This window comes from Flavobacterium caseinilyticum, assembly GCF_004349085.1.
Lineage (GTDB): Bacteria > Bacteroidota > Bacteroidia > Flavobacteriales > Flavobacteriaceae > Flavobacterium > Flavobacterium caseinilyticum.
On the sequence record NZ_SMFM01000002.1, the window covers coordinates 711,193 to 723,928 of the forward strand.

The 12,736-nt window shown below is 34.4% G+C and carries 8 protein-coding genes; 6 read left to right on the forward strand and 2 right to left on the reverse strand.

The features are described 5' to 3' along the window. Positions 1 to 351: 351 nt before the first annotated feature. A complete protein-coding gene (locus tag E0F89_RS07820) occupies positions 352 to 4,023 on the forward strand; it encodes a metallophosphoesterase (protein ID WP_243699495.1) in 3,672 nt (1,223 codons plus the stop codon). Here the strand turns inward: E0F89_RS07820 and E0F89_RS07825 are convergent. Next, positions 4,006 to 4,881, reverse strand: coding sequence for an NHL repeat-containing protein (locus E0F89_RS07825; RefSeq protein WP_131909244.1), 876 nt, complete (start codon positions 4,879 to 4,881; stop codon positions 4,006 to 4,008). The two genes, E0F89_RS07820 and E0F89_RS07825, sit on opposite strands and share 18 nt — an antisense overlap. 53 nt (positions 4,882 to 4,934) lie before the next feature. Beyond that, the gene (locus tag E0F89_RS07830) at positions 4,935 to 5,999 is read right to left on the reverse strand and encodes a hypothetical protein (protein ID WP_131909245.1); all 1,065 of its coding nucleotides are present in this window, start codon (positions 5,997 to 5,999) and stop codon (positions 4,935 to 4,937) included. 246 nt (positions 6,000 to 6,245) lie between these two features. Between E0F89_RS07830 and E0F89_RS07835 the strand changes: the two genes are divergently transcribed. The 5 genes from E0F89_RS07835 to E0F89_RS07855 all read left to right on the forward strand — a co-directional run bounded on the left by E0F89_RS07835 (position 6,246) and on the right by E0F89_RS07855 (position 12,621). After that, positions 6,246 to 8,069 (forward strand): PAS domain-containing sensor histidine kinase, encoded by a 1,824-nt coding sequence (locus E0F89_RS07835; RefSeq protein WP_131909246.1) that lies wholly within the window; start codon positions 6,246 to 6,248, stop codon positions 8,067 to 8,069. Then, positions 8,066 to 8,467 carry a response regulator gene (locus E0F89_RS07840; protein WP_131909247.1) on the forward strand — a complete coding sequence of 134 codons (402 nt, stop codon included), beginning with the start codon at positions 8,066 to 8,068 and terminating at the stop codon, positions 8,465 to 8,467. The genes E0F89_RS07835 and E0F89_RS07840 overlap by 4 nt, the downstream gene beginning before the upstream one ends. A 65-nt stretch (positions 8,468 to 8,532) precedes the next feature. Further along, entirely contained in the window at positions 8,533 to 9,444 is a 912-nt protein-coding gene (locus tag E0F89_RS07845; protein WP_131909367.1) for an ABC transporter ATP-binding protein, read from the forward strand. Between the two features lie 3 nt (positions 9,445 to 9,447). Then, positions 9,448 to 10,284, forward strand: a complete 837-nt coding sequence (locus tag E0F89_RS07850) for an ABC transporter permease (protein ID WP_131909248.1) — start codon at positions 9,448 to 9,450, stop codon at positions 10,282 to 10,284. Between the two features lie 15 nt (positions 10,285 to 10,299). Beyond that, positions 10,300 to 12,621, forward strand: coding sequence for a T9SS type B sorting domain-containing protein (locus E0F89_RS07855; protein ID WP_131909249.1), 2,322 nt, complete (start codon positions 10,300 to 10,302; stop codon positions 12,619 to 12,621). The last annotated feature ends 115 nt before the right edge of the window (positions 12,622 to 12,736 follow it).

Here is a 12,736-nt window from a genome sequence, read left to right on the forward strand (position 1 = left end):
CGATAATTATAAATATATCAATCTCCAATTACGAAAGTAGTTGGAGATTTTTTTTTTAAAGTACGTTGTAGTGCAATCCTATTTATTCATCCTGATAGCTATAAGTTGCTATTTATGAGATACTTACACTTTAAAGATATTTAATTATTTCAGAGCGAGCAAAATGAAGTATTACGTGATTCAAATTATAATAACTATATAACTAAGAAAGTTTACCTTTGGATCATTTAGCACGAAAATCTTGAGGCTTTGTTAAAATAATCAGGATTTATTATATATTATTCCACTATGAAATTATTTTTCACTAATTGTTATAATCTGCCTAGTAAAGCAGCATTTATATTGTTTTTTATGGCGCTTATTTTTCAATCATGCGCGACACATCATGCACAATTTGGAAAAAACATTATAAATCCCATAGCACAAAACACAGCCGATAGTTCAAAAATTTCGCATACTTTTTTTTTGATAGGAGACGCGGGTGAGACGAGCGAAAAAAAAAATAAACAAACAATTACCCTGTTAGAGAACAGACTAAAAACAGCTCCTAAAAATGCCACGCTTTTGTTTCTGGGTGATAACATTTATCCAAAAGGATTACCTACTGCAGAAAAGGCAAATGAACGCCTTCTTGCCGAAAATAAATTGACAAATCAACTTCAATTATCCAAAAATTTCAAAGGTAAAACTATATTTATTCCCGGAAATCACGACTGGTATAGCGGAATTAAGGGTTTAGAACGTCAAGCTAAATTTGTTACCGATTATCTAAATGATAAAAATTCATTTCTGCCCAGAAAAAGTTGCGGGATAGATGAATTGGAAATCAATAAAAATGTGACCCTTGTAACTATTGACAGCCAGTGGTTTATGGAAGATTGGGACAAAAGTCCGACCATTAATGATGACTGTACAATCAAAACCAGAAATAATTTTTTTGATGAGTTAGAATCCCTTTTACACAAAAACCAAGAGAAAACAGTAATTCTGGCGCTGCATCATCCATTGATGAGCAATGGATGGCATGGAGGACAGTTTTCGGTAGCGCATCAAGTTTTTCCATTGGAACGGAAAATTCCACTGCCTTTATTGGGCTCCGTTATAAATCTGATCCGAAAAACATCCGGAATTAATCCACAAGACCTTCAGAATAAACAATACACTTTTTTTATAAAACGAATAAAAACACTACTGCAGAGCCAGGATAATGTTATTGTAGTTTCAGGTCACGAACATAATTTGCAGTATCTTGAAAAAGACGATATCAAACAAATTATCAGCGGAGCCGGATCAAAATCAGGTGCCGCCAAAGCCGTTTTCCCGAATGACTTCTCCTATGGCGGAAATGGGTATGCCGCCTTATCTATTTACGAAAATGGAGCTGCCAGAGTATCCTTTTATGCAAAAGAAAACACGACCGAAAAATTAATATTTGAACAAACTGTGTTAGAGCCAAAAGATGACTTCAGCACTAAAGGTTTTGCAGCCTCGTTCCCGGCAACAACCACCGCAAGCATTTATTCTGCGAAACAAACCGAAAAAAGCAGATTTTACAGATCCCTTTTCGGAAAACATTATCGCAGCTATTATGGTATTCCAATTGAAGCAAAAACAGCTACATTAGATACACTTTTTGGAGGTTTACAACCAAAACGTGCCGGAGGTGGCTTTCAGTCTAAAACCTTGCAACTGTTTGACAGAAACGCAAAAGAATATGTAATGCATGCAATGAAAAAAAGTACGGCGCGTTTTTTACAGTCCGTTGCTTTTAAAAATCAATACATTCATAACGAATTTGAGGATACATATGCCGAAGATCTTTTATCTGATTTTTATACCACCGCCCATCCCTACACTCCTTTTGCCGTTGATAATTTAGCAGAAAAGATTGGCGTAGCTCATACCAATCCTGCTTTGTATTATATTCCAAAACATAAAGCTTTAAAAAATTTCAACTCTGATTTTGGTGATGAATTGTATTTGGTAGAAGAAAATCCAAGTCCGAGTCAGAAAGGTGTGAAAAGTTTTGGGACGCCAGCTGCCATTATTACTACTGAAGAATTATTTAAAAATCTTAGGAAAGATGAAAAATACAGTGTTGATGAAAGTGCTTATATCAAAGCACGGCTATTTGACATGCTCATTGGCGATTGGAACAGACATGAGGATCAGTGGTTTTGGGGAGAATATATAGTAGGTGATAAAATAGTTTATAAACCCAATCCAAGAGATAGAGATCAGGCTTTTACCAAATATGACGGCGCTTTATTGTTTGTTTTAATGAAAAAATCAGAGATGCGACATATGCAACCTTTTAAAGAAAAGATGTCAAATGTTAAATTGATGAACAGGGAACCTTACCCTTTAGATCTTGCCTTTTTAAAAACTGCAGACGAACAGGAATGGATTAAACAAGCAAAATACATTCAGGAAAATCTGTCCGATGCGGACATTGACGGTGCTTTTACTGATCTGCCAAAAGAGGTTCAGGATGAATCAATAAAAGACATCAAACGCAAACTGAAACTCAGACGAAATGGATTGCACCGTTCTGCTTCAGAATATTATTCCGTATTGCAACACACCGTTTTGATTGTTGGAACTGATAAAAAAGACAAATTTGTAATCAATAAAAAAGCTAAAAATAAAGTTGAAATTCAAGCGTATCGAGTAAAAGATGGTGTTGAAGAATTGCAGTATACTAAAACTTTCAGCACTGCAAAAACTAAAAAAATATGGATTTATGGTTTAGACGATGATGATATTTTTGACGTAAAAGGAACATCAAATTCAGGAATAAAAATTCGATTAATTGGTGGACAAAACGAAGATTCATACGTAATTGAAAACGGAAAAAATATAAAAATTCATGATTTCAAATCAAAGACCAATACCTATACTTTAGATTCTAAAACCAAAGTTTTATTATCCGATGACTATGAAACAAGTCTTTATGATTATGAAAAACCCAAATACAATTCATTTTCAACACTTCCAAATATTGGTTTTAATCCTGATGATGGTGTTAAACTTGGTGCGGTAATTGGATATATTGTTAATGATTTCAAACAAAATCCATACACGCAAAAACATGTTTTAAAAGCCAATTATTTTTTTGCCACAAATGGTTATGAATTGGGTTACGATGCTCGTTTTCCAAAGCTATTTGGGAAATGGGATTTGGATTTGGAAAGTAAATTCACCAGTCCGAATTTTACCATTAATTATTTTGGTTATGGCAGTGAAACCGTTAACGATGACGGAAATCTAGGAATGGATTTCAATCGGGTGCGCATCCGCATGTTGAACGTGTTGCCATCGATTAAAAAAGTGGGAAAAAATGGCAGTACAATTCAGTTGCAAACCAGTTTTGAAAGAATCACTGTCGAAGAAACAATGAATCGATTGGTGGACATCTCAGAAGATATATTACCCGCCGTTTTTCAAAACCAGAAATTTGCGGGAGCAACCTTAAAATACAGTTATGAAAATTATGATATTCCGTCCTTTCCTTCTATGGGAATGGGATTTTCTGTTAGCGGAAGCTGGAAAGTGAATTTGGAAGATACGAAAAGAAATTTTCCTGCATTAGAAGGAAAACTTAATTTTAATCATAAGATTGATGCTGAAGGCAAATTTGTGCTGGCTACTATCTTGAAAGGAAAAATGCTGTTGAACAACAATTTCGACTTTTATCACGGAGCGACATTGGGTGGTGATTACGATTTAAGGGGTTTCAGAAACGAACGCTTTTTAGGAAATCGGTCTTTTTATCAAAGTAGTGACTTACGCTGGAATTTGGGCAAAATTAAGAAAACTATACTACCAATGTCTTACGGAATACTAGGCGGTTTTGACTACGGAAGAGTTTGGCAGGAAGGGCAAAGTTCCGACAAATGGCACAAAGCAGTTGGTGGCGGATTGTGGATTAGCGGACTCAATGTGATTACAGCCAGAGTTACCTATTTTAAAAGTGATGAAGAAAGAGCCCGAATTGCTTTAGGATTAGGATTTGGATTTTAGCGTTTTAAGGCTGACCTGATACACTTTGCCGCCAGTCTTTTTTGATCTTTCATCGGCAATAAATACCGTATCATTGTCGCTAAAACAAATGGCTTCTTTTTGAGAAAAATGGTTCAGTTTCAGTGTTGTTTGTGAACCATTCAAAAAATCATCTCCTTTGAAGTTTTCGAACAGAAGAATTTTGTCGTGGGTTAAAACAATTACTTTAGATTCATCAGGACTTATTGCGGCACTTGTTATTGCACATTGATCAGCATTACCGCAGGTGTTGAATTCCCCCAATAAAACGGCCTGATGGAAGCCAACTTTGTTTGGAACTTTATAAAGAAAAGCAGTTCCGTCAAAACCCTTACTTCGATTTTTGGTAAAGAGATAAAAATTATTTTTAAATTCAAAAAAGCCTTCCACATCGTAGAACATTTCAGATTTTTTTGGAGGAAATTCTTTTTGTTCCGGATAAGCAAACGAGATTGTATAAGCCGGACTACTACTTTCAGAATTTAAGCCTTTTTTATCTATTTTGAAGATACTGAGATCCTTTCTGTCATTGTCATTATTACCAAAATCTCCAATATATAAGTTTCCTTGACTGTCTTTTGTTATGTCCTCCCAATCTCTATTCCGGGTATTTCCAATAGTTATAGTGCGCGCGATTTTACCCTTCGAATCAATTCCGTGAATGGCATTTTGGTTTCCACTGTCTTCTATTGCCCAAATTAAATTACTTTCCGGTAAAAAGGCAATTCCTGAAACTTCCTTTAACTTTTTAGGCAAAGAGTAAAGTGTTACCAAAGAATCTGCCCCTTGCTGACAAGCAAACAGTGCAAAAAAAAACAAAATCGAGCAATATTTTTTCATATTTTAAAAAAGAGGATTAGTCTCAAGCGTAATGATAGAAAAGCATAAGCTTTTTATAACTTGCTTCGCAATACGTTAGTACTTTTGAAATTTCGAGTGATGAATTCAAAGGCAGCGCTCATTATATTTCCCATCGATTTTGCTCTTTTAAAATTCAAATCGTTGGTATAACGATACAATTCCATTTGCAGTTGCTGCAGATGAGATTCGGGCGCAAGTTGATCTTCACCCATAATTTGAAGTAATCTACTGATTCTGTTTTCGGCCGAAAGTATTCTTTTAGCAAGCACTGATCGCTCCTCATCTTTGTATTGTTCGATAGAACTGTTTTGAAGTTTATCTTTGACCAATTTGACCATTGGATAATTTTCTTTAAAAAACTGCGGGCGATACACTTTAAAATTTCCTTCGAAACACTGCTGGTCAAAATCGATCGCGCGGATTTTATAAACCACTTGATCAAAATCATGCGTGGGAACAATCACATAATTATAGGAACGCATATCGCCCAGTAAGCGGATCATACAACGCTCATTAAACTTCACAAATTCTTTTGCTATTTGTGATTTCTCCGTTTCAGTGCAATCTGCCAACAGGGTTTTTATAAAAACATCCCCAGGAATTCCCAGGATGTGTTCCTCTATCAAGGTGTCTTTGTACACCAAAAAATTTATTTTATCGGGTGAAAGAATGTGTTCCAATTCAAGACCATAAACTCTAGAAGCATCGGCTTTCTTGATGTAGAAATGCGTGTAATTGTCATTGAGGATATTCCTGACTTTTATTCGAAAAGGCTTCGAATTCCCAAAAGTGCAATAATCAATGGAATCCACATTTAAGAATTTTATAATTCCCAGATTTCCATCGGAGTGTAAAAGAGAATATATTTTTTTCAGATTCAGATCGATTTCTTCTCTTTCGAATTCATTGTAATATACTCTAACCCACAAAGTATCCTGATTGTTTTTATCATAAACAGTCACCGATCCTAAAAAGCGCAATAAATCATCATAAAAAATGGAAACTTTAGATATCCTATCAAAACGCTCTAAATATTCCAAAAGGGAATTATTTATAGGGTAGGATGGTTTTTTGAAAAGCATTATTGGCGCACTCATGTAGAAAAAAATTTAATACAAAATTACAATAAAATAAACTGCTGAAGAGATCCGTTCCCTTTAAAATCTATTTTTCAGCCATACCGAATCAATACACAACTTTAAAAGTAATATAACTATAATTGCCTGTCAAAATAGAAGTACTACACTCAAAAGCTGTTATTTTATGTTAAAAAAAAGGAACTCGCAAATATATACTATATATTTGGTTGCCCCGATTATGTTGAATATATTTAAAACCTACCAATGATAAATAAGCTGGATCTTTATTTCAAAGCTGCACAATCAGCCAAGATTGGAATATGGAAAATGAACTTGGATACTGAGCACATTTTTTGGGATGACGTTACAAAAGACATCCTTGAAGTGCCACAAGATTATAAACCGATGAATGAAAGTGGAATTAATTTTTATACGATTGGCGAGAACAGGGATCGTATTAAAACATTGATGGAAAAAGCGATGTGGAAAGGCATTTCTTTTAATGATAAATTCCAAATTACGACAGCTAAAGACAACATCAAATACATTGAATGTATCTGCCAGGTGGAATTTACCAACGGGACGCCCTCCCATTTATTAGGGACTTTTCAGGACATCACAACTGAGCAAAACTTAATCATAGAACTTCAATCAAATGTTGAAAAATTTTCCTCTATTTTTTCCAGTGCGAATGATGCCATATTTATCATTGACACAGTTACAGGTATTATAACAGACTGTAATTCGAGAGCTTCAGAACTTACTGGACATGATAATTCGAAATTAATTGGGTTGCATAATTCTAAATTATTCCCAGTGGGATTTAGAAAAGAACTTCGTTTATTTCTTAAATACAATCTGTCCAGAAATGAATATACGGTAAACGAAACTTACCTTAAAAGAAAATCAGGAGAAGCAATTCCAGTAGAAATAGCCTCCGGAAAAAAATTCCAAGTAGCTGATACAACTTACTTAGTTTGTTTCATAAGGGACATCAGTGAAAGAAAAAATATTGCATCTAAACTGAATTTACTATCACTTGCAGCATCAGAAACTACTGATACAATAGTAATTGCAAATGCGCTCGGAGAAGCAGTGTGGGCAAATCAGGCTTATTTAGACCTCACCGGTTTGAATATTTCTGAAGTATTAGGCCAAAAACCCGGCTATTTATCTAAAGGTCCGGAAACTGATTTGCACTCCACCACTATAATGAGAGAAGCAATCAAAAATAAGGAGAGCATTAAAATCACAATCTTAAATTATAATAAAAACAAAGAAAAATATTGGTTTGAACTGAATATAACGACAGTTTTTGACAGCCAAAACAATTTTATCAATTTTGTCGGTGTTGGTCGAAACGTTACTTCCAGAATAGAAAAAGAATTAGAATTAGAGAAGTTATTGGCGGTGACCAGCAGTCAAAACAATAAACTATACAATTTTACTCATATTGTTTCCCATAATATTCGTTCACATGCCAGCAATTTATCGATGGTTGTTGACGTGATTGAAAATACAGATGATATTTCTGAAAAACTTTCCTATTTTGATCTCTTCAGAGAGGGAACAGAAAAATTATCAGAAACTATTGAATATTTAAATGAAATTATAACAATTGAACAAAAATCAAATAGCAATAAAACTGCAATTCGATTGAAGGACGAGATCGAAAAAACAAAAATGGCTTTAAGCGTAGCTATTAAGGAAAGTCAGATAACAATTACGCACTCTATACCAAATAATCTGATTGTCAATGCCATACCCGCTTATCTGGACAGTATTTTGCTTAATTTATTCACAAATGCGATAAAATACAGATCACCAGAACGTAAAGCTACCTTAGATATCGGTTATGAAATAAACGATAATTACATTGTTATTAGCTTTAAAGACAATGGCTTGGGTGTTAATTTAGAGAAAAATGGCCATAAGATTTTTGGGATGTATAAAACCTTTCACGGCAATGAAGATGCCAAAGGTATTGGCTTATTCATAACTAAAAATCAAGTTGAGTCAATGGAAGGAAAAATCGAAATAGAAAGCAAATTAGGGTATGGTTCCACCTTTAGAATTTATTTAAAATGAAAAATAAGCTAACATATATTATTGATGACGACAAACTCACAGTGAAACTGATGAGTATTCTTATCGCTAAAAACAAATTCTGTGAGGCGATTGAGCCGTTCCATAATGCACAACTTGCAATAGAAAACCTGAAACAAAATAGTGCTGACGTGGAAAAACTTCCAGATGCAATTTTACTTGATTTAAATATGCCCGTTATGGATGGATGGCAATTTTTGGATGAATTCCAGCAATTGCCTATAAAAAAAGAAATCGCTATTTTCATCATGACTTCTTCAATAGATCCGGCCGATATCGAAATGGCAAAAAAGTACGAGGTGGTTAAAGATTATATAATGAAACCGATTACTGCTGCTAAGTTGGATACATTATGCCAATTAATTGGTGCAATAAAGTAAATCCAATTTCAAAGTAACAATTAGCACTGTTGTTCGTCCTATATGAAATTTAAAAGATGAAAACCTTGCAAACAATACTTTCCATCAAAAATCTAAACAAACGTTATGGCTCAATTCAGGCTTTGAAAAACGTTTCTTTCGAAATTCATAAAGGCAATGTTTACGGTATCCTGGGTCCAAACGGAAGCGGGAAATCGACAACATTAGGAATTATTCTGAATGTGGTGAATAAAAACTCCGGGGAATATAGCTGGTTTGGTGGCAGTATTGAGACGCATGAAGCCCTAAAAAAAGTAGGAGCTATTATCGAAAGACCCAATTTCTATCCTTACATGACCGCCAAGGAAAACTTAGAACTGGTTTGCAAAATCAAGGGAATCAATTATATTAAAGTCGATGAAAAGCTGGAATTGGTGGGATTAACCGATCGAAAAAACAGTAAATTCAGTACTTTTTCTTTAGGTATGAAACAGCGATTGGCGATAGCCTCTGCGTTATTGAATGATCCTGAAATTTTAATTCTTGACGAACCTACAAACGGTTTGGATCCTCAGGGAATTCATCAAATTAGAGATATTATCAAACAAATTGCCGCTCAGGGAACCACCATTTTGCTTGCTTCGCATTTATTAGACGAAGTAGAAAAAGTATGCACCCACGTTGTAGTTTTAAGAAAAGGAGAAATTTTATACACTGGTTTAGTGGATGGCATGTCAGCAAATGAAGGTTTTTTTGAACTACAAGCTGCTGACACAGAGAATTTAATCCTGGCGATTAAAACTCATCCCGCAATTAAAAATGTAGTCGATGAAGATGGAAAAGTTTTAGTTTATTTAAAAAATGACTTAGATGCTAAGGATCTAAACCAATTCCTTTTTGAAAAAGGCATTGTATTAAATCATTTGGTTAAACGTAAAAATAGTTTAGAAGAGCAATTTTTACAATTGACAAGTACTATTTTAAACTCCAAAAACTAAAATATGAAAAGATTACTCTCCATAGAATTACAAAAGATTTGGAAAAATAAAGCAAGCCGCGTTTTGACGCTGACTTATTTTATTCTACTGACTTTTATTGCATTAATTGCCTCGATAAAATTTGATTTAGGCGTTTTTAAATTCCACCTTGCCGAAATGGGTATTTTTAATTTTCCTTTTATATGGCATTTCAACACTTATATTGCGGCAATATTAAAATTATTTTTGGCAATAGTTATTGTCTCGATGATGGCAAATGAATATACCTATGGTACGCTGAAGCAAAATTTAATTGATGGAATGAGCAAAAAGGAATTCATTAAGTCTAAATTCATAACCGTTGTTTTGTTTGCCTCGGTATCTACCGTTTTTATTTTTATATTGTCCCTGATTTTAGGATTTGGATATTCTTCTTACAACGAATTCAGTATAGTTTTCTCTGATTTAGAATATCTTTTGGCATATTTCGTAAAGTTAATTGGTTTTTTCTCTTTCTGTTTATTTTTAGGGATATTGGTCAAGCGTTCCGCATTTGCACTTGGATTCCTCTTAGTTTGGAATATAATTGAGGGAATTATCAATGGAGTTTTAAGTTTTAAAGTATTCCCGAATTCCACAACGGCCGCATCAATCACTCGATTTTTGCCTCTTGAATCCATGTCGAATTTAATAGTAGAGCCTTTTACACGATTATCAGTAGTTAAAAATTTAGGAGTCCAAATAGGCTTAGATAATAACAAGAAATATGATGTCGATCTAATTTCTATTATTATAGTTTTATGTTGGACAGCAATTTTTATTTTCCTTTCCTATCGATTATTAAAAAATAGAGATTTGTAGTATCTTTACGTAGCTATGAAATATGTAAAAATAATATCGCTTTATTTTTTCATTAGTTGCGCTATATTTAGTGCAACGGCGCAGCCTATTTCAGTCAACGAATCCTACTCCGCAAAACAACTTGTTGAAGATGTACTGGTTAACAGTTCCTGTGCAAATGTTTCTAATTTTTCAGTAACCGGAAAATCATTTTCAACAAGTCAAAATAGTTACGGCTATTTTAATAACCAAGGCGGTAGTTTCCCTTTTACTGAAGGTGTTCTTTTAAGTACGTGGGGAAGCAAAAATTCCATTGGCCCTTTTGTAAGAAGCCTGGGTGGCGGAGATTCACCCTGGCCGGGAGATGCAGATTTAGAGAATGCATTAGGAATAACAAATACAATAAACGCGACGGTTTTAGAATTTGATTTTAAAGCATTGACGGATTTTATAAGTTTTGATTATATATTTGCATCCAATGAGTATCAAGATGATTTTCCTTGTAATTACTCCGACGGTTTTGCGTTTTTAATCAAAGAAATTAATACCAGTACGTATTCAAATTTAGCATTGCTGCCGGGAACCACAATACCCGTTTCTTCAAAAAGTATCCATCCTCAAATTAATGCTTTACCTAATTCTACAGAAGCAATAAAGAGTTGCGGTCCGGAAAACGAATTTTATTTCGGCGGTTTCAATACTTTTACCAGTCCAATAAATTATGCGGGGCAAACAAAAGTCTTAACCGCGCAAAAGAAAGTCGAGCCAGGAAAAACCTATCACATAAAATTGGTAATTGCAGATCAGAGAAATCAATATTATGACTCAGCAGTTTTTCTAAAGGCAGGCAGTTTTTCACCGAAAATAGACCTAGGACCGGACCGTTTGTTTGCCACTAATAATCCGATTTGTTTTGGAGAAAGCTACACCATTGCACCAAATTTGCCTTCCGGTTATCCTCATAAATGGTTTAAAAACAACGTAGAATTCATCAACAATTCTCCCACTTATACGGTAACTACTCCTGGAATATACAGAGTTGAAGTCCTTATCACGCCAAGCTGTATTGCAACTGAGGAAATTACAATTGAATACACTCCTGAAATTGTTCTGAGTGATGCCACACTCATACAATGTGACGATAACAGTGATGGATTAGCCATTTTTGATTTAAAAAAAGCAGATGCCATTATAAAAAACAGTGGAACTAATTTGAGTCCTGTTGTTTATTATGAATCAATGAATGATGCGAATACACATAATAATCCAATTGCCAATCCTTCCGCATACGCCAGCAAAACCATTAACCAGTCCGTTTTCGCCAAAGTCTCTAATTCTTTTGAATGTGCAAACTATGCTGAAGTAAAACTGCGCATTGCAAATAATAGTATTTTGGTACAAAACCCAATTTCAACTTGTGATGAGGATGGCGTTGAAGACGGTATGGCTGGATTTAATTTAAATTCCCAAGTTACACCACAAATAGTAACTGGGCTACCGGCCGGACTGATAGTAGAATATTATTTAAACCAATCGGATGCGATTGCAAACCTAAATCCATTACCCAATAATTTTAGAAATACGGTTGCTTACCAACAGACGATTTATTCCAAAATAATGAATGGTACGGATTGTTATGCTATTACTCCTGTCACATTGGTCGTAAATACTTTTGGTCCGGCAAATTTTCAAGACGAAACTCTAATTCTGTGCGAAGGATTCTCTGTAAACTTATCTGTTGATGCTGGCTTTGCCAACTATTTATGGAGTACAGGAGCGTTAACAAATGCTATAATGGTAGATACTCCCGGAATTTATTCGGTGATAATCACAAATGCAAATGGCTGCCAAATCACCAAAAAATATACGGTTACCGCATCTGGAATTGCAACAATTACTGGAGTAGCAATCAATGATTTTGCTGGTAATCAAAACTCAATAGTTATCGAATATACAGGAAATGGGACCTATGAATTCTCTATAGATGGTTCTTTTTTTCAGGAAAACCCTCAATTTAACGCAGTGCCGCCTGGCGAATATTTTGTATATGCACGAGATAAAAATGGTTGCGGATCATCAGTTCCGTTTGTGGTTTATATTTTAGATTATCCTCGTTATTTTACGCCAAACAATGATGGATATAATGATGTTTGGCAAGTAAAAAATCTTGAAAAACTACCCAACTCCTCTTTGTATATTTATGACCGTTACGGAAAGTTACTAAAGCAATTGACCACATCAGATATTGGCTGGAATGGAATTGTGAATGATTTTGTATTGCCGGCGGATGATTATTGGTTTCATTTAAAATTAGAAAATGGAAGAATAATAAAAGGTCATTTTTCATTAAAAAGATAATCTAAATTTTGTTATTTTTAGCAAATGAAAAAAACTTTACTCTGTCTATTTATTCTTTTTTCTTTATCGTGTTTCTCACAGTTTAGCAAATCACATTACATACCACCTATAACTT

What these genes read in the sequence shown, in the direction of transcription:
- E0F89_RS07820 (WP_243699495.1), top strand. Translation starts at nt 352, where the DNA reads ATGGCGCTTATTTTTCAATCATGCGCGACACATCATGCACAATTTGGA.
- E0F89_RS07825 (WP_131909244.1), bottom strand. Translation starts at nt 4,881, where the DNA reads ATGAAAAAATATTGCTCGATTTTGTTTTTTTTTGCACTGTTTGCTTGT.
- E0F89_RS07830 (WP_131909245.1), bottom strand. Translation starts at nt 5,999, where the DNA reads ATGAGTGCGCCAATAATGCTTTTCAAAAAACCATCCTACCCTATAAAT.
- E0F89_RS07835 (WP_131909246.1), top strand. Translation starts at nt 6,246, where the DNA reads ATGATAAATAAGCTGGATCTTTATTTCAAAGCTGCACAATCAGCCAAG.
- E0F89_RS07840 (WP_131909247.1), top strand. Translation starts at nt 8,066, where the DNA reads ATGAAAAATAAGCTAACATATATTATTGATGACGACAAACTCACAGTG.
- E0F89_RS07850 (WP_131909248.1), top strand. Translation starts at nt 9,448, where the DNA reads ATGAAAAGATTACTCTCCATAGAATTACAAAAGATTTGGAAAAATAAA.
- E0F89_RS07855 (WP_131909249.1), top strand. Translation starts at nt 10,300, where the DNA reads ATGAAATATGTAAAAATAATATCGCTTTATTTTTTCATTAGTTGCGCT.